General features: G+C 68.3%; 20 protein-coding genes. 15 read left to right on the top strand and 5 right to left on the bottom strand.

What is annotated here, in order from left to right; genetic code table 11:
• Positions 1-35 precede the first annotated feature (35 nt).
• From QTI68_RS17035 to QTI68_RS16990, 10 genes are all read left to right on the top strand, one after another.
• The gene (locus QTI68_RS17035) at positions 36-1,307 is read left to right on the top strand and encodes an amino acid deaminase (RefSeq protein ID WP_286522937.1); all 1,272 of its coding nucleotides are present in this window, start codon (positions 36-38) and stop codon (positions 1,305-1,307) included.
• Positions 1,308-1,315: 8 nt separating this feature from the next.
• Positions 1,316-2,218: a MurR/RpiR family transcriptional regulator gene (locus QTI68_RS17030; RefSeq protein WP_286522936.1), complete on the top strand. Its 903-nt coding sequence runs from the start codon at positions 1,316-1,318 to the stop codon at positions 2,216-2,218.
• 2 nt (positions 2,219-2,220) lie between these two features.
• Positions 2,221-3,720, top strand: a complete 1,500-nt coding sequence (locus QTI68_RS17025; RefSeq protein WP_286522935.1) for an N-acyl-D-amino-acid deacylase family protein — start codon at positions 2,221-2,223, stop codon at positions 3,718-3,720.
• A gap of 96 nt (positions 3,721-3,816) precedes the next feature.
• On the top strand, positions 3,817-4,794 hold the full coding sequence (locus QTI68_RS17020; protein ID WP_286522933.1) for a Bug family tripartite tricarboxylate transporter substrate binding protein: 978 nt from the start codon (positions 3,817-3,819) through the stop codon (positions 4,792-4,794).
• A 61-nt stretch (positions 4,795-4,855) separates the two neighbouring features.
• The gene (locus QTI68_RS17015; RefSeq protein ID WP_286522932.1) at positions 4,856-5,809 is read left to right on the top strand and encodes a 2-hydroxyacid dehydrogenase; all 954 of its coding nucleotides are present in this window, start codon (positions 4,856-4,858) and stop codon (positions 5,807-5,809) included.
• Between the two features lie 9 nt (positions 5,810-5,818).
• Positions 5,819-6,565 (top strand): FadR/GntR family transcriptional regulator, encoded by a 747-nt coding sequence (locus tag QTI68_RS17010; RefSeq protein WP_286522930.1) that lies wholly within the window; start codon positions 5,819-5,821, stop codon positions 6,563-6,565.
• Positions 6,566-6,642: 77 nt separating this feature from the next.
• Positions 6,643-8,019 carry an ABC transporter substrate-binding protein gene (locus QTI68_RS17005; protein ID WP_286522928.1) on the top strand — a complete coding sequence of 459 codons (1,377 nt, stop codon included), beginning with the start codon at positions 6,643-6,645 and terminating at the stop codon, positions 8,017-8,019.
• Positions 8,020-8,038: 19 nt separating this feature from the next.
• Positions 8,039-8,911 carry a carbohydrate ABC transporter permease gene (locus tag QTI68_RS17000; protein ID WP_286522926.1) on the top strand — a complete coding sequence of 291 codons (873 nt, stop codon included), beginning with the start codon at positions 8,039-8,041 and terminating at the stop codon, positions 8,909-8,911.
• A complete protein-coding gene (locus QTI68_RS16995) occupies positions 8,908-9,765 on the top strand; it encodes a carbohydrate ABC transporter permease (protein ID WP_286522924.1) in 858 nt (285 codons plus the stop codon). The genes QTI68_RS17000 and QTI68_RS16995 overlap by 4 nt, the downstream gene beginning before the upstream one ends.
• A 21-nt stretch (positions 9,766-9,786) precedes the next feature.
• Positions 9,787-10,857: an ABC transporter ATP-binding protein gene (locus QTI68_RS16990; protein WP_286522923.1), complete on the top strand. Its 1,071-nt coding sequence runs from the start codon at positions 9,787-9,789 to the stop codon at positions 10,855-10,857.
• Between the two features lie 5 nt (positions 10,858-10,862).
• Here QTI68_RS16990 and QTI68_RS16985 read toward each other — a convergent pair whose 3' ends face one another.
• Positions 10,863-11,507: a hypothetical protein gene (locus QTI68_RS16985; protein ID WP_286522921.1), complete on the bottom strand. Its 645-nt coding sequence runs from the start codon at positions 11,505-11,507 to the stop codon at positions 10,863-10,865.
• Between the two features lie 210 nt (positions 11,508-11,717).
• On the opposite strand from QTI68_RS16985, the gene QTI68_RS16980 reads away from it, so the two are divergent.
• A complete protein-coding gene (locus tag QTI68_RS16980) occupies positions 11,718-12,719 on the top strand; it encodes an AraC family transcriptional regulator (RefSeq protein WP_286522919.1) in 1,002 nt (333 codons plus the stop codon).
• Between the two features lie 3 nt (positions 12,720-12,722).
• On the opposite strand, the gene QTI68_RS16975 is transcribed toward QTI68_RS16980, so the two are convergent.
• From QTI68_RS16975 to QTI68_RS16960, 4 genes are read right to left on the bottom strand one after another with little or no spacing between them, the layout of a single operon-like run.
• A complete protein-coding gene (locus QTI68_RS16975; protein ID WP_286522915.1) occupies positions 12,723-13,556 on the bottom strand; it encodes an SDR family oxidoreductase in 834 nt (277 codons plus the stop codon).
• On the bottom strand, positions 13,553-14,164 hold the full coding sequence (locus tag QTI68_RS16970; RefSeq protein ID WP_286522913.1) for an isochorismatase family protein: 612 nt from the start codon (positions 14,162-14,164) through the stop codon (positions 13,553-13,555). The genes QTI68_RS16975 and QTI68_RS16970 overlap by 4 nt, the downstream gene beginning before the upstream one ends.
• Positions 14,164-14,697, bottom strand: coding sequence for an aromatic-ring-hydroxylating dioxygenase subunit beta (locus tag QTI68_RS16965; RefSeq protein ID WP_286522911.1), 534 nt, complete (start codon positions 14,695-14,697; stop codon positions 14,164-14,166). Before QTI68_RS16965 ends, QTI68_RS16970 begins: the two co-directional genes overlap by 1 nt.
• On the bottom strand, positions 14,687-16,006 hold the full coding sequence (locus QTI68_RS16960; protein ID WP_286523196.1) for an aromatic ring-hydroxylating dioxygenase subunit alpha: 1,320 nt from the start codon (positions 16,004-16,006) through the stop codon (positions 14,687-14,689). Before QTI68_RS16960 ends, QTI68_RS16965 begins: the two co-directional genes overlap by 11 nt.
• Before the next feature lie 247 nt (positions 16,007-16,253).
• On the opposite strand from QTI68_RS16960, the gene QTI68_RS16955 reads away from it, so the two are divergent.
• From QTI68_RS16955 to QTI68_RS16940, 4 genes are read left to right on the top strand one after another with little or no spacing between them, the layout of a single operon-like run.
• Positions 16,254-17,174, top strand: coding sequence for a branched-chain amino acid ABC transporter permease (locus tag QTI68_RS16955; protein ID WP_286522909.1), 921 nt, complete (start codon positions 16,254-16,256; stop codon positions 17,172-17,174).
• A 2-nt stretch (positions 17,175-17,176) separates the two neighbouring features.
• A complete protein-coding gene (locus tag QTI68_RS16950) occupies positions 17,177-18,193 on the top strand; it encodes a branched-chain amino acid ABC transporter permease (protein ID WP_286522907.1) in 1,017 nt (338 codons plus the stop codon).
• Entirely contained in the window at positions 18,190-18,945 is a 756-nt protein-coding gene (locus QTI68_RS16945; RefSeq protein ID WP_286522905.1) for an ABC transporter ATP-binding protein, read from the top strand. The genes QTI68_RS16950 and QTI68_RS16945 overlap by 4 nt, the downstream gene beginning before the upstream one ends.
• Positions 18,942-19,652 carry an ABC transporter ATP-binding protein gene (locus QTI68_RS16940; protein WP_286522903.1) on the top strand — a complete coding sequence of 237 codons (711 nt, stop codon included), beginning with the start codon at positions 18,942-18,944 and terminating at the stop codon, positions 19,650-19,652. The genes QTI68_RS16945 and QTI68_RS16940 overlap by 4 nt, the downstream gene beginning before the upstream one ends.
• Positions 19,653-19,656 lie beyond the last annotated feature (4 nt).

Below are 19,656 nucleotides of genomic sequence, written 5' to 3'. Positions count from 1 at the left end.
CGCTGGCGGCACACGAAGCACCAAACGGAACGAACATGACTGAAGAGCTGATCCTCGACCACCGAAGCAAGAGCTATCCGCTGGGCGCCGCGCCATGCCGCGCCGCCGACATCGGCCAGAAGGGCTGGAACGTGCTGGCCGATGACCTGGCCTATCCGCTGGCCGTCATCCGCCGCTCGGCGCTGGCGCACAACATCGCCTGGATGCAGGACTACGCCCGGCGCAAGGGTGTGACCCTGGCGCCGCACGGCAAGACCACCATGTCGCCCGAGCTGTTCGCGCAGCAGCTGGCCGGTGGCGCCTGGGGCCTCACCTTCGCGACCATCTTCCAGCTGGCCGTGGGCGTCGAGGCGGGCGCGCGGCGGGCCATCATCGCCAACCAGGTGCTCGCCGATGCCGATCTCGACGGCCTCGACGTGCTGCTGGCCGGGCACGGCGACCTGCGGGTCTGGTTCCTGGTCGATTCGCTGGCGCAGCTGGCGCTGATCGAGGACTGGGCGCGGCGCCGGCAAAGCCCGCGGCGCTTCGACGTGCTGCTGGAGATCGGCATTCCCGGCCAGCGCACCGGCTGCCGCACGCTCGAGGAAGCGCTCGCACTGGCTGCCGCGATCTCGCGCTCGCCGGCCGTGCACCTCGGCGGCATCGAATGCTACGAAGGCGGCCTCGCCCGCTGCGACAGCGAGCACGACGCGCGTGAAGTCACGGCGCTGGTGCAGCGCGTGCTCGAAGTCGCGCGCTGCTGCGATGCGCAGAACCTGTTCGGTGACGACAGCCTGATGCTCACGGCCGGCGGCTCCGCGGTGTTCGACCTGGTCGTGCCGCTGCTGCGAGCACAGGGGCTGTCGCGCCCGGTGCTCGGCGTGCTGCGCTCGGGCTGCTATGTCACGCACGACAACGGCAACTACGCCCGCTTCCTGAAGCAGGTGGAGCAGCGCGAAGGGCTGGACGCCTCGCTGCGCCCGGCCCTGGAGGTCTGGGCGATGGTGCAGTCGGTGCCCGAGCCCGGGCTGGCGCTGCTGACCTGCGGCCGCCGCGACATCTCCTACGACCTGGAGCTGCCGATTCCGGTGCGGCATGCGCCACGCGGCGCCCGCGTGGCGGCCGATGCGCCGCCCGGCTGGACGATCAGCGCGCTCAACGACCAGCATGCCTACTTGCGCTTCGATGCCGCAGGCCCTGTGCCGCAGGTCGGCGATCGCGTCGCGCTGGGCATCTCGCACCCATGCACCACCTTCGACAAGTGGCGCTGGCTCGCGCTGGTCGACGACGACCTGGCGGTCAGCGGCGCCATCAGCACGCGCTTCTGAGGGCCGACATGCACAACCCTTCCGTTCATCTCCTGCAGCGCCTGCGCGAGCGCATGGCGCAGTTGCCGGCAGCGCAGCGCAGCGTGGTGCAGTGCGTGCTGGAGGACCCGCGCGCGGCGGTTGCCGCCACGGTCGAGCAGCTCGCGCAGCAGGCCGGCGTATCGATGCCGACCATCGTTCGGACCTGCCGCAGCTTCGGCTTCGAGTCGGTGCGCGAGTTCATGCTGGCGCTGGCCCAGGACCTGGCCGTCACGGGCTCCTACCTGCACCGCAGCGTGCTGGCCGAGGACAGCGCGGGCGACGTGGCGAGCAAGATCGTCCACGCCGCCGTGTCCTCGCTGACCGAGCTGGGCCGCCGCATCGACGTCGAGGTGCTCGACAAGGTCGCGAGCCGACTGGCCGAGGCCCGGCGCATCGACTGCTACTCGGTGGGCGCGGCGTCGACCTTCATGGCGAACGAGCTGCAGAGCCGGCTGTTCAGGCTGGGGTGCACCGCCAACGCGATCTTCGACGCCCACCAGCAGCTGGTCTCGGCCAGCACGCTGGGGCCAGATGGCGTGGCCTTCGTGATCTCGCACGTCGGTCGCATGCCCTACACGCTCGAGGCCGCGCGTTTTGCGCGCTCGCAAGGCGCCACCGTGGTGGCGCTGACCCAGCCGGGCACCCAGCTGGCCGAGATCGCGGACCTGGTGCTCGCAGTCTCGGTGCCGCAGGACGCGGTGATGCGGGTCGGCACCGAAGCCTATCTCGCGCACCTGGTGGTGATCGAGATCCTGATGGTGCGGCTGGCGCAGAAGCTCGGACCGGTCGCGACGCGCGGCCTTCAGCAATTCAAGCAGCTGCTGCACAAGCACGGCTTCGACAGCGCCGAGTATTCGGGCGCGTCGGAGACATTCGAGGACGAACGATGACCATGCCAGACACTGGCGCCACGGGATCCGGCCACGCGACGCTGCTCAGGGGCGGCACGGTCGTCGATGGCAGCGACAGCCCGGGATGGCAAGGCGACGTGCTGCTCGCCGGCGGGCGCATCGTGTCGGTGGCGGCGCCTGGCCGGACATCCCCCGATCTGCTCGCCGGCCTGCGCGCGCTGGGCCCCATCGACGAGATCGATTGCACCGGCCTGGTGGTCGCGCCCGGCTTCATCGACGTCCATACGCACGACGACTCGGCCGCGATCGAGAAGGCCGACATGCTGCCGAAGATCTCGCAGGGCGTGACCACCGTGATCGTCGGCAACTGCGGCATCTCGCTCGCGCCGATGGTGACCGACACGCCGCCGGCACCGTTGTCGCTGCTGGGCCGGGGCCAGTTCCGCCACGCCACGATGCGCGCCTATGCCGAAGCGGTGAACGCGGCGCGGCCGGCGGTCAACGTCGCTGCGCTGCTGGGCCACACCGCGCTGCGGATGCGCCACATGCCGGTGCTCGACCGGGCCGCCAACGCGGCCGAGCGCGCGGCCATGGCGGCCGACATGCAGGAGGCGATGGACGCCGGCGCGCTGGGCCTGTCGTCGGGCGTGTTCTACGAAGAGGCGTTCGCCGCCGACGTCGACGAGCTGGTCGCGGTCGCCAGCGTGGCGGCGCGCAACGGCGGTGTCTACGCCACCCACATCCGCGACGAACTGGCCGGCATCCTGCCGGCGCTGCAGGAGGCAGCGCTGACCGCGCGGCAGTCGGGCCTGCCGCTCGTGATCTCGCATCACAAATGCGCCGGACCCGCCAACTGGGGCCGCACCCGCGAGACGCTGCCGCTGATCGAAGCGCTGGCGCGCGGCCAGGAGATCGCCATGGACGTCTATCCCTACACGGCCGGCTCGACCGTGCTGCGCGAGGACCTGGTCGACGGCATCATCGACATCCTGATCACCGGCAGCCAGCCGCACCCCGAGGTCGGCGGCCGCTATCTGGCCAACATCGCGGCGGAGTGGGGCGTCACGCAGCAGGAGGCGGCCCGGCGCCTGAAGCCTGGCAATGCCTGCTACTTCCAGATGCGGGAGGACGACGTGCAGCGCGTGATGGCGCATCCGCTCTCGATGATCGGCTCCGACGGCCTGCCGAACGACGAACGGCCGCATCCGCGACTGTGGGGTGCGTTCCCGCGCGTGCTGGCCAGCTACTGGCGCGAGAAGGGCCTGCTGCGGCTCGAAGAGGCGGTCCACAAGATGACGGGCCTGTCGGCGGCGCGTTTTCGCATCGACGGCCGCGGCCTGCTGAAGGTCGGCCACATGGCCGACGTGGTGGTCTTCGATCCGCTGCGCGTGAAAGACGGCGCGACCTTCGAGCAGCCGCGCCAGTTCAGCGAAGGCATCGAGCGGGTCTGGGTCAACGGCGTGTTGAGCTACACCGCCGAAGGGCGCGCCACCGGTGCGCGCGCGGGGCGTTTCGTCAAGCGGGCGATGGCCGCCGGCTGATCGCGGCCGATCAGGGTTTCTCCTGCCGGCGGTCGAAGTCAATCATCATATGATTTGAATCGAGGGCTCCGCGGCGGGCTCCGCAGGAGACGATTCATGGCCCATTCATCGAACGCGGGGCGCCGGCAGTTGCTGCAGGGCCTCGGAGCCGCAGCCCTGCTGCCCTGGGTGCTGCCCGTGCAGGCCGAAGACTACCCGACCAAGCCGGTCGAGCTCGTGGTGCCGGCCTCTGCCGGCGGCGGGACCGACGCGCTGGCGCGCGCCTTCGCGGAAGCCGCAAAGAAGCACTTCCCGCAGCCGCTGGTCGTCAACGACAGGCCCGGCGCGAGCGGCGTGGTCGGCATGAGCGACGTGCTCAACGGCAAGCCTGACGGCTACAAGGTCAGCGTCGTCATCGCCGAACTCGTGATCCTGCCGCACCTCGGCCTCTCGAAGTTCACCTACGCCGACTTCCAGCCGATCGCGCGCCTCAACGCCGACCCGGCCGCGATCACGGTGCAGTCCGACGCGCCCTGGAACACGATCGAGGAATTCCTCGCCGCCGCCAAGGCCAAGCCCGGCGAGATGAAGGTCGGCAATTCCGGCAACGGCTCGATCTGGCACCTGGCCGCCGCGGGCCTCGAGGACAAGACCGGCGTCAAGTTCAACCATGTGCCCTACCAGGGTGCGGCACCCGGCGTGGTGGCGCTGCTCGGCGGCCACATCGACGCGGTGGCCGTGAGTCCCGGCGAAGTGGCGGTCCATGTGCAGGCCGGCAAGCTCAAGATGCTGGCGGTGATGGCCGACCAGCGCCTGAAGGCCTTCGACAAGGTGCCTACGCTCAAGGAGCGCAAGATCGACCTCTCGATCGGCACCTGGCGTGGGCTGGCGGTGCACAAGGCCACGCCGGCCGAGATCTCGACGGTGCTGCGCACCATGGCCCGCAAGGGCGCCGACGAGCCGCTGTTGCGCGAGCAGCTCGACAAGCTCAACCTCGGCTTCGCCTACCTCGACGCCGAGGCCTTCGGCCAGGCGATGCAGCGCGACCACGACTATTTCAAGCAGCTGGTGCAGAAGCTGGGGATCAAGGTATGAGCCCCCGCCCGGCCGTTCCGAAGGGGGCTCGCACCGCAGTGCGAAGCACGGAGGTTTTCCAATGAGCCACGCCACGGACCGGCCCGAGCTGCTGCTCGTCGCGCCGCTGATGCCCTTCCTGCTCGACCAACTGCGTCAGCACTACACCCTGCACGACCGCATCCACGTCAGCGACCCGGCCGCCTTCGCCGCCGTGGCGCCGCGCATCCGCGGCGTGGTCGCCAACGGCGAGGCCAAGGTGCCGCGCGAACTGATCGCGCAAATGCCGGCGCTGGAAGTGATCTCGGTCTTCGGCGTCGGCTACGACGGCATCGACGTCCCGGCCGCGCACGCGCGCGGCGTGCCGGTCACCAACACGCCGGCGGTCCTCAACGACGATGTGGCCGACCTCGCCATCGGCCTGCTGATCGCGGCCGCGCGCCGCATCCCGCAGGCCGACCGCTTCGTGCGCGCCAACGAATGGACCCACGGCCCGATCGCATTGAGCCGCAAGGTCACGGGCGGCCGGCTCGGCCTGGTCGGCATGGGCCGCATCGGCCAGGCGATCGCCGAGCGCGCGCTGGCCTTCAAGATGGAGGTGGCCTACACCTCGCGCTCGCCGCGTGCCGGTGTCCCTTATGCCTACCACCCCGACCCGGTCTCGCTGGCCGCGGCGGTCGACTTCCTGGTCGTGATCACGCCCGGCGGCGCCGCCACCAAGGGACTGATCGATGCCCGCGTGCTGCAGGCGCTCGGCCCCGACGGCTACCTGGTCAACGTCGCGCGCGGCAGCGTGGTCGACGAAGCCGCACTGATCGATGCGCTGCGACACGGCACCATCGCCGGCGCCGGGCTCGATGTCTTCGCCAATGAGCCGAACGTGCCGGAAGCCCTGCGCGCGCTGCCCAACGTGGTGCTGACGCCGCACATCGGCAGCGGAACCAAGCAGACGCGCGAGGCGATGGGCCAGCTCACCTTCGACAACCTGCACGCCCATTTCACGGGCCGGCCGCTGTTGACCCCGGTCGACGCCTGAACCGACCACATGGCCAAGAACACCCATGGCCGCACGCTGGACCTGCTCGGCGAGGCGATCGTCTCGCGCCGCTACGCGGTCGGCACGCCGATGCCGGCCGAGCCCCAGCTGTGCGAGGCTTTCGGCGTCAGCCGTACGGTGGTGCGCGAGGCCGTGAAGTCGCTGGTGGCCAAGGGCCTCATCATCACCGGCCCCAAGGTCGGTACCCGGGTGCTGCCCGACGAGCACTGGAACTGGTTCGATCCCGACGTGATCACCTGGCAGGCGCGTGCCGGCCTCACGCCCGAGTTCCTGCGCGACCTGCAGGACCTGCGGCGCGCGGTCGAGCCGGCCGCGGTGCGGCTGGCGGCCGAGCGCGCGACGGCCGAGGACATCGAAGAGATCGAGGCCGCCTACGCCGGCATGAAGCACGCCGTGGAATTCGGCGGCGACTACGTCAGCTTCGACCTGCGTTTCCACAACGGCCTGCTGCACAGCGCCCGCAACCGGATGCTGGCACAGATGAGCAAGGCGCTGCACGCGCTGCTGCGCACCAGCTTCGAGATCTCGACCGTCAAGAAAGACGGCCCGGCGCAGTCCCTGCCGATGCACCGTGCCGTGCTCGACGCCGTGATCGCACGCGATCCGGCGCGAGCCGAGCAAGCCATCATCCTGTTGATCGACGGCGCTCGCGCGGACATCGACGAGGTGCTGGGCTCGCGCCGACGACTGCCCCGGTTGTCGCGTCCGCCGCCGCGCCTGCGGGCGGCCGTCTGACGCGGAGCACCGTAGTTACTTCCCACCCCGGCTCGCGCATCGAGCTGTTCAGCTGCAAGAAAAAGGAGACAGGCAACATGAAATTCAAAGCACTCGTGGTCCCGACGATGATGGCCCTGGGCCTCGCCGTCGCCGGCCAGGCCTCGGCGCAGGAGAAGCTCACCGTCTGGTGGGTCAAGGGCTTCTACAAGGCCGAGGACGATGCGCTGTTCGCGGCCATCAAGAAGTTCGAGGACAAGCACAAGGGCGTCAAGGTCGAACTGTCGCAGTACCCGGTGCAGGACATGATCCCCAAGACCGTTTCGGCGCTCGACTCCGGCAGCCCGCCCGACGTCGCCTATGCCGACGTCTATGACTTCCAGGTCACGGGCAAGTGGGCCTATGACGACAAGCTCGAGGACATCAGCAGCGTGCTGGCGCCGATCGCCTCCCGCTTCGCGCCCAACACGATCGAGACCACCTTCCTCTACGACGACAAGACGAAGTCGAAGGCCTACTACGCCTTCCCGATCAAGCAGCAGACGATGCATATCGAGTACTGGATCGACATGCTCAACGAGGCCGGCTTCAAGGAGTCGGACATCCCGACGAACTGGAAGGACTACTGGTCGTTCTGGTGCGAGAAGGTGCAGCCCGCGAGCCGGCAGAAGAGCGGCAAGCGCAACTTCGGCATCGGCATGCCGATGGGTGTCGATTCGAGCGATGCCTTCTATTCGTTCCTGACCTTCGCCGATGCCTACAACGTGAAGCTCGTCAGCGACAGCGGCAAGCTGCTGGTCGACGACCCGGCCGTGCGCGCCGGCCTGATCTCGGCCATGACCGATTACACCAAGCCCTACCTGACGGGCTGCACGCCGCCGTCTTCGACCAGCTGGAAAGACCCGGACAACAACGTCGCCTTCCACAACAAGACCACCGTGATGACGCACAACGCGACCATCTCGCTGCCGGCCAAGTGGCTCGATGACTCGAACAATGCCTCGCTCACGCCCGAGCAGCGCGAGGAAGCGAAGAAGAACTACACCGAGCGCATCCGCACGGCCGGCTTCCCGAGCAAGCCCGACGGCAGCAAGATGGTCTATCGGACCGCGGTGAAGACCGGCGTGGTCTTCAAGGAAGCCAAGAACAAGGCGCGCGCCAAGGAATTCGTGGCCTTCCTGTTGCAGGAAGAAAACCTCACGCCGTACGTCGAGGGCTCGCTGGGGCGCTGGTTCCCGGTGACCAAGGCCGGCCAGGCAAGCCCGTTCTGGCAGGCCGACTCGCACCGCAAGTCGGTCTACAACCAGTACGCCGCCGGCACCGTGACCTTCGAATTCACGAAGAACTACAAGTTCACGGTGCTCAACAACGAGAACGTGTGGGCCAAAGCGATGAACCGCATCGTGAGCGACAAGGTGCCGGTGGACAAGGCGGTCGACGAGATGATCGAGCGCATCAAGACGGTCGCTCGCTGATCTGACACGGCGGCCGACCATGAGTTCCACAGCAAGCGCCGTGACCGCGGCCGGCACCGCCGCGACACCCATCAAGCTCGGACGCTGGCAGTTCTGGGGGCGGATGATGGTCATCCCCTACCTGCTGGTGTTCGCCATCTTCGTGCTCTACCCGGTGTGCTACGGCCTCTGGCTGGCGCGCCATCCGCAGAGCTACGTGCACCTGGTCGAAGATCCGATCTTCTTCCGCTCGGTGATCAACACGATCATCTTTCTGGTCGTCGCGATCAACGTCAAGATGCTCGTGGCGCTGGTGCTGTCGGGCTTCTTCGTGCAGTCGCGCTGGTGGATCAAGATCCTCGCCGGGATCTTCATCCTGCCCTGGGCGGTGCCGTCGATCCCGACCATCCTTTCGGTGCGCTTCATGCTCAACCCCGAGTGGGGCGTGATCAACACCACCATCTTCCGCCTGACCGGGCTCGACGGGCCCAACTGGCTCAACGACCCGACGCTGGCGCTCAGCTTCGCGATGCTGATGCACATCTGGAAGTCGCTGCCTTTCTGGACCCTGATCCTGGTCGCCGGGCGGCTCGCGATTCCGGGCGAACAGTACGAGGCAGCCTCGGTCGACGGCGCGAGTTCGTGGCAGAAGTTCCGCTTCATCAGCTGGCCGGCACTGCGCACGCTCTACGTGACCTCGCTGATCCTGTCGATGATCTGGACGCTGGGCGACTTCAACAGCGTCTACCTGCTGACCGGGGGCGGTCCGGCCGACCTCACGCACGTGCTGGCGACGCTCGGCATCCGCTACCTGCGACTCGACCAGGTCGATCTGTCGATGGCATCCATCGTCGTCGCCATGCCGCTGGTGCTGCCGCTGGTCTATTTCATGATGAAGAGGTTGTCCAAATGAGCCGCAAGCGCTGGACCGTCAAGGCCGTCGGCAACGAGGCCAAGCTGCTGCTGATCGGCATCCCGGTGCTGCTGTGGACGCTGATCCCGATCTACCACATGGTGCTGTTCGCGATCTCGCCGCGCGGCACCGCGACCAGCGGCCGCCTGTGGCCGACCTCGCCGACCTTCGACAACTTCTCGACGGTCTTCCATCAGAAGCACTTCTATCTCGATCATTTCTGGGTGCAGCTCGGCAACTCGCTGTTCATCGCGGTGGCGGTCGGGGCGATCACGCTGTTCGTCGCCACCACCGCGGCCTTCGCGATCAGCCGGCTGCGGGTGCGCGGCGGCCGCACGGTCATGAACATGGCGCTCTTCACCTACTTCATCCCTGCCGCGTTCCTCGCCGTGCCGATGTACAAGACCATGGGCAACTACGGCCTGCTCAACAGCCAGTGGGCGCTGATCCTCGCGATGGTCACCATCGCATCGCCTTATTGCATCTGGGTGCTCAAGCAGGCCTCCGACAAGCTGCCCTACGAGCTCGACGAAGCGGCGCGCATGGACGGCGCTTCGCCGCTGCAGCTGTTCCGCCTGGTGTACCTGCCGCTGATGGTGCCCTCGCTGGTGGCGGTGGGTACCTACGCGCTGCTGCTGGCCTGGAACGAGTACCTGTACGCCTTCCTGCTGCTGTCGAACGACCGCAGCGTGACCCTGGCCGTGGCGCTCGGCAACTTCCTCGCGGCCGACGATTCGCCCTGGGAACTGCTGATGGCGACCGGCCTCATCTACGCGCTGCCGCCGGCGGCCATCTACTACACGTTCAAGCGCTACATGGTCGGCGGCATCACCGCCGGAGCCGTAAAGAGCTGATCCAGAAGGGAAAAAGACAACATGGCTTCAGTCACGTTCAGGGATGTCCAGAAGTCCTACGGCAAGACCCGGATCATCGAGCGCCTGGGCTTCGAGATCGAGGACGGCGAGTTCGTCGTGCTGGTCGGCCCCTCGGGCTGCGGCAAGTCGACGCTGCTGCGCATGCTGGCCGGCCTGGAGGACATCAGCGGCGGCCAGATCATGATCGACGGGCGGGTCGTCAACGAGCTCGAATCGAAAGATCGGGACATCGCGATGGTGTTCCAGAGCTACGCGCTCTACCCGCACATGACGGTCGGCGAGAACATGGGCTTCAGCCTGCGCCTGCGCAAGGCCGAGAAGGGCCTGACCGACAAGCGGGTGGCCGATGCCGCCAAGATCCTGAACCTCGACCACCTGCTCGGGCGCTATCCGCGCGAGCTGTCGGGCGGACAGCGGCAGCGGGTCGCGATGGGGCGCGCGATCGTGCGCGACCCGAAGGTCTTCCTGTTCGACGAGCCGCTGTCCAACCTGGATGCCAAGCTGCGTGTGGCGATGCGGGCCGAGATTAAGGCGCTGCACCAGCGGCTCAAGACCACCACCGTCTACGTCACCCACGACCAGATCGAGGCCATGACGATGGCCGACCGGATCGTCGTCATGCACGACGGCGCGGTCGAGCAGATCGGCACGCCGCTCGAGCTCTACGACCGGCCCGACAACCTGTTCGTCGCCCAGTTCATCGGCTCGCCCTCGATGAACGTAATGGAGGGCACGGTGCGGCGCGCCAATGGCCAGTGCAGTGTCGAGGCGCAGGGCGCCTCGTGGCCGGCGCCGGCCGCCACGGGGGCGGTCGACGGGCAGGCCGTGCACTATGGCGTGCGGCCCGGCGACATCACGCTGTCCGAGCCGTCGCGCGGCGTGCCGGCGAGGGTGATCGTGGTCGAGCCGACCGGTGCCGAGACCGAATTGCTGGTCGAGGTCGGGGGCGCCCAACTGACGCTCGCGGTGCACGGCCGGGTCGACGCCCAGCCGGACCAGATGGTCGGGCTGGTGATCGGCAGCGAGAGCGTGCACTTGTTCGATCGCCAGACGGCCAAGCGGCTGGGCTGAAGCGGTCAGACGGTGGCGCCCGAGGAGGGCAGCAGGCGCGATGCGAGCGCGCGCGCCAGTCGCCAGCCCAGCCACAGGAAGGCCACTGGCAGCAGCAAGGTCTGAAGGATGAACAGCGAGAGCAGCTTGACGATCGTGAGGCTCCAGTCGGCCGCAGCCTTCTGGATCGCATCGTAGCGGCTGCGCAGGTCGTCCAGGTCCGGCATCCATTGCCGGATTCGGGCGCCGAGCCCGTCATCGCCCGCCGCGCGCTCGGCTGCGTGGCCCAGCACCGCAGCCGGCGAGGGTTCGATGCGCGCGAGTTCGGCGCGATAGCTGTCGGCCATGAAGGTGCGGTGCAACGCTTCGTTGGCCAGCGCCGTCATCGGCACCGCAAACCGCGTCACCAGCAGCACGATCAGGGCAGGGCGCAGCCACTGCCCCGCGCCCCTTCGGCCGTGCCGGTGCAGCAGCATCGCGGCGAGCAGGGCAGCGGTGAGAAGGGCGCAGACCAGCCAGTGGCTGCCAATCTCCAGCAGCAGGAGCTGGATGCCGAAGGACACGCTGGCGACCAGCATCACGTTCGCGAACTGTTCGACGTACGCGTTCAACGTCTGCAGCGCCCTGCCCGGGTGCGAAGCCGACGCCGACACCCGCGGGCTTGACGTCAAGCCGCGTTCCCTCGGCGACCGAAATCACGGCCCCGAGGGCGCGTGCGGTGTTCGGGATTCGCATCCGCCGGTGAGGGCAACCCGCATCGGGACAAACCTGGGCTCGCATGAAGATGGTTGATGCATAAACTGTTGACAAGCGATGCAATTCGCCGAGACCGTCGCCCTGCGATGCGGACGGGAGGATTATTCTTATAACGGGAGGTCTCGATGGGCCTGTCTCTCGGTGCGCTCGACTTGTCGCGGGCGTTCCAGCACTGCGTGCTTCGAACCAACCGCGCGGCAGAGTCTCACGACTGTCTGCGCCACGCGCTGTCGGACCACGTGCTCGCATGGCGGTCGGATTCGGTCGAGACCACCTTGTACCGCGCGCGCACGCCGAGGTTGCAGGCTTTCGTTCTGCGCTATGGGGCCGAAGTCGAAGTGCGTCCGCGCCCCTTCGACGGATTCGCGGTGGTGCAGATGCCGATCCGTGGCGCCTGCGCGATCGAGTTTGACGGTCACCGGATGCCGCTGCAGCCGGGCCAGGCCGCCATCATTGCGCCTCGGCGCGAAGTCAAGCTGCTCTGGAGCCAGGATTGCGAACAGCTGATCCTGAAAGTGCCCCTGAAACTCATGAGCGAGGCGGCCTGCACGGCGCGATTTCTCGTGTCCTCCGAGCCGGGCGGCGACGCGCGCGTGCACAGCGCGACGCTCATCGATGAAGCCGCACAGGACTATTGGGGCGGTCTCATGCAGGGGCTTGCGGGCCTGCTCATGCCCGATGCCGGGCAGCCTCGGGAGGCGGACCCGCCGCTGCCCTGCCATGCGTCATGGATCGGCCACTTCGAGCAGAACGTCGCGCTTTTCCTGCTGACGCAGCAGCACGGCGCGGAGGGCGCATCAGGCGATGATGCCGCCCTGCAGGCCACCGAGCGCTACATGCGCCAGCGGCTCTCTGCGCCTTTGGCGCTTGCCGACCTGGCGCACGCAGCCGGCGTCAGCGAACGCAAGCTGCACATACTGTGCAAGCGCCAGCATGGCGTGTCGCCGATGACCTGGCTGCGCAACCTGCGACTCGATGCGGCCCATGAGATGCTTCGGTTCAATGCGCGCCTCAACGTGACGGAAGCTGCCTTGACCGTCGCCTTCGGCCATTTCGGCCGCTTTTCCGCCTACTACCGGGATCGTTTCGGCACGCTGCCGGGGCAGACAGCGCGGCGGCTTCAGTAGCGGTCAGTCCGCAGGCTCGCGCGGCGCGAGCTCGGCGAACCACGCGCGGGGCGAGCGCCCCTGATCAGGCCCGAGAGACGAAAACCCACCGTCGACCGGAAGGTCGGCGCCGGTGATCCACGAGGCCGCATCCGAACACAGGAAGGCCACGGCGCGACCGACCTCCTGGCCGCGCCCCACGCGGCCGAGCGGATGAACGCGTGCACCGACCGCATCCGCGACTTCGACGGAGCCGCCGCTCAGTTGGACCAGCGACGGCGACCAGGTCCAGGCCGGCGAGACGCTGACCGCCCGGATGCCCCGGGGCGCCAGCGTCACGGCGAGGTTGCGCGTGAACTGCAGCATGCCGGCCTTGGAGGCCGGATAGAGCGCGCGCCCGGCTGCGCCGAACTTGCCGCCGGTGCTGCCCAGGTTCACGATGACCGCGCCCGGGCCCATCACCCTGGCCGCCTTCTGCGTGAAGATGGCGGCCGACACCAGGTTGACGTTCAAGGTCGCGAGCCATTGCGCCCGCGTCGATTCGAGCCCTGCGTCGGCGTAGACGCAAGCATTGTTGACGAGGATGTGCAGGCCTCCGAAATGGCTGCAGGCGATGTCGACGCAGCGTTCGATCTGTTCGTCGTGTTCGATGTCCGTTTCGACGAAGCGTGCCGCATCCCCGAGTTCGCGCGCCACGGCTTCGCCGGCCAGCCGGCTTCGGCCTGCGAGCACGACGCGGGCGCCATCGGCCACCAGCTCGCGGGCGATGTCGGCGCCCAACCCCTGGGTGGCGCCGGTGACGATGGCGACCTTGCCGGCGAGGCGCTCTTGCGGCTTCGGCTCGCGCTGTGTGTTCATGCGATGTCTCCATCCGAGGCGAGCGCGCCGGCTACGTCGGTGACGGTGGCCACCAGCCGCATGCTGGCCAGCGAAGCGTGGTGCGCTGCCGTGTCGGCGGCCGCGCAGGCGTCGGCCGCGACGGTCACCGCCAATCCGCGGTCCGCCGCCTCGCGCACCGTGCTCTCGACCACCGAATGCGTCGCGACTCCGGCAACGATCACGCGCCTCGCGTTCAGCAGCTGCAGCAACTGGTCGAGCGGTGTGCCGGCGAAGGCGCTGATGCGCGTATGTGTCAGCACGTGCTCGATCGGGCTGTCGCGCAGCGGCGCGAGCGCTTCGAGAAACTCGGCGCCCCATTCGCCATCGCGCACCGCGCCCAGCTCGCCCGCGCGGCGCAGGATCGGCAGGTGCTGCGCCAGGTCTGCGTAGTCGGGCCGGAACGCGATCCGCACGTGAAGGATCGGCCATCGGTTCTGGCGCGCGCCTGCCAGCAGGCGGCCGGCTGCGGCAATGAGCTGCCCGCGCGAAGGATCGTCCGCCGCCAGGCCGACCCGGATGCGGCCGTCCCGGTGCAGCACGTCGTTCTGGTAATGCAGCGCCAGAACCGCCGGAGATGCGGCGGCCATCAGATGAACACCTCAAGCGCGCCGAACACCGCGTCGCAGTTGACCAGGTCCACCCGCTTCAGATGCATCCGCCAGCCACCCTCTGCGGTGGCCTCGAGCTTGTGATGCACCTGGCCGGACAGCTGGCGCAGTTCGAGGCGCCATTCGCTCAGCTGCAGGTTCGACCGCACGATCACCCGGCCCCCGCCATCCAGGCCCGTGACCTGCACGTTGCCGACGAGGTGCGTGGTGCGCGTGACTGGCTGCTGCGACCAGTTGCGTGCGTGCTCGATGCGGCGCTGGCGTGTTTCGCGCAGCATGCGGTCTTCCCAGAACAGCGAGATCTGCTCGAAGGGGTCGGCCTGGCCGTGAAAGCGCGGCACCCAGTAGCGGCCGCCGTCGGTCCACAGCGCCAGCCACTCTGCGAAGCGGCGCTCGTCGAGCAGCCGCGCCTCGTCGAACAGGAAGTTCTCGATCGACCGGATGGCCGCTGCATCGAGCTTCGCACTTGCCACCGGTGTCGTCGTCACGTCGAAGTCGCGGTCAAGCAGCATGGCGGGCCTCCGTGCCGGGTGCCAGCATGTAGGCCTTCCAGGCGGCGAACTGGTTGCGCATCGGCAGTTCGCTGGTGCCGTTGGTCGACACCCAGCCGTCGTCGAGCGCGCGGTCGGTGCCCAGGTAGCGGTGCAGGCTGACCCAGTCGCCGCCGCGCGTGCCGTTGCCTTCCTGGCAGCGCCGGTACAGCTCGACGTCGTCGGGCATCACGTTCGACGACGGCGAGTTGATGAGGTTGGCATAGGTCAGCGCGCGGTCGAAGACAGCGGCGGGTGCGTCCTTGCAGCGGAACAGCTGGATCTCGATCATCGTCCGGTCGACCGTCAGGGGTCGGATGACTCGGAACTGCTGGTACACGGTGTGCGGAGATCCGCTGCCGTAGATGATCGTGTTGTGCCGGTTCATTCCGAGAATCGCGCGCGCTCTGTCTTCGCCATGGGCGGCGCTCAGGTTGGCGAAGTGTTCGGCTGCGACCGGGTCGCGGGTGGCCGCGCCCGGATCGAAGATGCCTTCCATGTAGCCGTGCCCGTGGTGGTAGGCGCGCAGTTCGAGCTTCTCCCAGAACGCGTAGGGCTCGCCGTTGCCGTCCATGATCAGCAGTTCGAACGGCATCTCACCGATTTCGCGGGACTGCTCGCGCGCCGCGGTGAACGAGGACTCGTGCGTGACGCGGGCGTGCATCGTGTCGCTGAGGTTCTCGTAGAAGACCTTCCAGTTCGACTGCTGCAGCACGCGGAAGCTGCCACCGGCCACCTCGACCTCGCCCACCGGCGACCGGTCGCAGAGGTTGTCGATCGACGACACGACGCCGCCGAGGAAGGTGCGCAGGTCGATCCCTTGCGCGCTCTGGCTGGCGAACACGAAGCCGCGGTAGCTCTCGACCCGGGCCAATGCGCGCATCGAGAAGTCGGGGTGGGTGGGGTCGTAGCAGGTGCCTTCGAAGCCGCTTCGAAGTGGCGCAGACAGGTGGGTTCCGTCGAGCTGGTAGGTCCAGGCGTGGTAGGGGCAGCGAAAGAACTTGCCGACGCAGCCGCTGCCTTCGGCCACCAGCTTGGCCCCCTTGTGCGCGCAGCGGTTGTAGAGCACCTTCACCGAGCCGTCGGCGGCCCGGACCATGATCACGTCCTGGTCGCCGATCCGGGTCGTGTCGTAGTCGCCAGGGGCCTTGACCTGGCTCTCGTGCCCGACATAGATCCATGCCTGGCCGTAGATGCGTTCCATCTCCAGTTCGAAGATGGCGGGGTCGGTGTAGACGCGCTTGTGAACGCTGTCCTCGCGCACCAGGCGCGAGAGTTCGTCGTGCGGGATCACTCTGCTGTTCTCCTGTGTCTGCCGGCCTGGCCTTGCACGGCCCGGTCATCGGCGGCATTCAGTCTGGTCGAACGGCGCCCGCCGCAATAGCCGGCGATCGCATCGGGCTATCCGCAAACGGCAAGTCGGGGCCGGAAAGCCGAAAGCGGATAGCCACCTCCGGAACCGGATAGACGCAGTGCCGCCGCCAACGCACGATGCCGGCAACCCACGCACATGAGACGACGCCAAGGACGCCCGAACCATGACTTTCACGCTCTTCATCGAGCAGCTCGCCAACGGCATCGGCTACGGCCTGATGCTGTTCCTGATCGCTGCCGGCATGACGCTGATCTTCGGCGTGATGGACACCATGAACATCGCCCACGGCACGCTGTACATGCTGGGCGCCTACTTCGGTGCCACGGCGCAGCTGCTCACGGGCTCGTTCCTCCTGGCGTTGCTGGCCGCAGTCGGCGGCGCCCTGGTCTCGGGTGCCGTGCTCGAACTGCTGCTGATGCGGCGCCTGTACCTGCGCAACCATCTGGTCCAGGTGGTCGCGACCTTCGGCGTCATCCTCGTGGCCGAGGATGCAGTGAAGGCGCTGTGGGGCGTCGCGCCGCTGATGGCCGCGACGCCGCAGTCACTGGCCGGCTCGGTGCAGATGTTGCCGGACCTGCCTTACCCCGCCTATCGATTGCTGGTGTTGTTCGTCGGGCTCGCGGTGGCGCTCGGCCTCTATGTCGTCGTCGGCCACACCCGCATCGGCATGCTGGTGCGGGCCGGGGCCTCGAACCGGCGCATGGCCGAACTGATGGGCGTGCGCGTGCGCCGCGTGTTTGCCGCGATCTTCGGGCTCGGTGCTGTGCTCGCGGGGCTGGCGGGTGCGCTGATGGGGCCGATCACGGCGGTTCAGATCGGCATGGGCGAGGCGATCCTGATTCCCGCGCTGGTGGTCATCGTGATCGGCGGGCTCGGGTCCATCCGTGGGGCCTTCGTCGCGGCATTGCTGGTCGGCGTGATCGACACCGCCGGGCGCGCCTTCGCGCCGCCGCTGCTGCGCCAACTGCTGCCGCCGGCGCTGGCGTCCGACCTTGCATCGTCGATCGCCGGCCTGGCCATGTACCTGCTGATGATCGTGGTGCTTGTCGTCAAGCCCCAAGGCCTGTTCCCGGCGCGCGGCTAGCCATGTCTGTCACTTCCACTTCCGTGGCTCGCGCCGTCCTCCGGCGCGAGAGAACCTCGTGGCTTGCCACCGCGTCGGCCTGGGCGCCATGGCTGCTCTTGTGCGCGCTGGCCGCGTGGCCGATCCTCGGTGCGGCAGTCGGTCTCGACTACTACACGGGATTCACCCGCCGCGTGCTGATCGTCGCGCTGGCGGCCACCAGCCTCAATTTCCTCGTCGGCGTCGGTGGCATGGTGGCCCTCGGGCATGCGGGATTCCTGGGCGTCGGCGCCTACACCCTGGTGGCCTTGAGCGAGGCCGGCGTCAGTTCCGCCTGGGTGCTCTGGGCCGGCGCGATGGCTGTGTCGGCATTGGTCGCGCTGGTGATCGGCGCGGTCTCGCTGCGCACCCGCGGCGTGTACTTCATCATGATCACGCTGGCCTTCGCGCAGATGCTCTATTACATCGCCGTATCGCTGCGGGCTTATGGCGGCGACGACGGCTACAACCTGGCGCAGCGGCCGTGGCTCGGCCTCGGCCTGGACGCGAACCCCGAGCTGGGCTTCCATGGCGTCGTGCTCGGCCTGTCGGCGTTGTGGTTCTGGTTCTTCAGCCAGATGCTCGGCTCCCGCTTCGGCAAGGCCATCGTCGGCATCCGCGACAACGAGGCGCGCATGGCCGCGCTGGGCCACCCGGTGTTTGCGCTCAAGCTCATGGCCTTCGCCATCGCCGGCGCGGCGGCGGGGCTTGCAGGCGCGCTGCTTGTGATGCACAACGGTTTCGTCAGCCCGTCGAGCATGCACTGGTCGCAGTCGGCCACGCTGATCGTGATGGTGGTGCTTGGCGGACTGGGCTCGCGTTGGGGAGGGTTGGTCGGCGCCGCGGTCTGGATGACGTTCGAGGAACTGCTGCGGCCCTGGACCGAGTACTGGCACTGGCCGCTCGGGTTGGCGCTGATCGCGATCGTGCTCGTGGCGCCGCAGGGATTGGCTGCACTGGCTCTTCGCGCCGGCCAGCGCCGCAACGGGAGTTCGCCATGAAGCGCCCCTTGTTCGTGGCCTGTGGCCTGCGCAAATCCTTCAGAGGCCTGCTCGCAACCGACGACATCAGCATCGAGGTGGCGGCTGGCGAGGTGCATGCGCTGATCGGACCGAACGGTGCCGGCAAGAGCACCTTGGTCAACCTGCTTTCTGGCCTGCTGCCGGCCGACGGCGGAACCATCGAGCTCGACGGCCATCGGCTGGAGCGCCTCGCGGCGCATGCACGCGCCAGGGCCGGGCTGTCGCGCTGCTTCCAGGTCACCAGCCTGTTTGCCGCCGCGTCGGTGCGCGACAACCTGCTGATGGCGGTGCAGGCGCATCGCGGCGGCAGCTTCTGGCCCTGGGGCCGGCGCGACAGCGAAGCCGCACTGGTGGATGCCGCGGCCGCGCTGGCGGACCGGGTCGGGCTGGGCGACCGCCTGGAGGCGATCGCCGGCACCCTGCCGCATGGCGCCCAGCGCCAGCTCGACGTCGCGCTCGCGCTGGCGGCGCGACCGAAGCTGCTGCTGCTCGACGAACCGATGGCCGGCATGGGCCCCGACGAATCGGCCCGTATGGCCGAGCTGATCGGGCAGTTGCGCCGCGAGATGGCAATCCTTCTGATCGAACACGACATGGAGGCGGTCTTCCGGCTGGCGGACCGCATCTCGGTGCTCGTGAACGGCCGTGTGCTCGCGACCGGAGACGTTGCGGCGATCCGGCGCGATCCGACGGTGCAGGCGGTCTACCTCGGATCGGAGCTGGCCGCATGAAGCCGCTGCTGTCTTGCCGCGGCCTGAACGCCGGCTATGGCGCGGGTCAGGTGCTCTTCGATCTCGACTTCGACATTGAAGCCGGTGAAGTGGTGGGCCTGCTGGGCCGCAACGGCATGGGCAAGACCACCACGATCAAGACCGTCGTCGGACTGCTGAAGCCGATGCGGGGCCAGCTGCTGTTCGAGGGCGTCCGCATCGACGCGCTGCCGACCGACGCGGTGGCGCGCCTGGGCATCGCGCTGGTGCCCGAGGGCCGCCAGTGCTTTCCGAACCTCACGGTCAGAGAGCATCTGCGGGCCTTTGCCGATGTCCGCCACGGCGGCCCCAGGCGCTGGACGCCGCAAGCGCTCTGCGAGCTGTTCCCGCGCCTGGCGGAACGCAGCGGCCACTTCGGCAACCAACTGTCGGGCGGCGAGCAGCAGATGCTCGCAATCGCGCGGGCGTTGTCGACCCACCCGCGCCTGTTGATCCTCGACGAGGCCACTGAAGGGCTGGCGCCGCTGGTGCGCGAGGAGATCTGGCGCTGCCTCGAACAGCTCAAGCACCAGGGCCAGACCACGATCGTGGTCGACAAGTACGTCGACCGCCTGGTCCGGCTGGCCGACCGTCACCTGATCCTCGAACGCGGCGCGCTGGCCTGGACCGGCAGCTCCGACGCGCTCGATGCCGATCGCGGCCTCTGGTCGCGCTACCTCGGTGTTTGACTTT

The sequence above is a fragment of the Variovorax sp. J31P207 genome (assembly GCF_030316965.1).
GTDB classification, from domain to species: domain Bacteria; phylum Pseudomonadota; class Gammaproteobacteria; order Burkholderiales; family Burkholderiaceae_C; genus Variovorax; species Variovorax ginsengisoli_B.
This window is presented reverse-complemented; position numbering and strand designations above follow the sequence as displayed.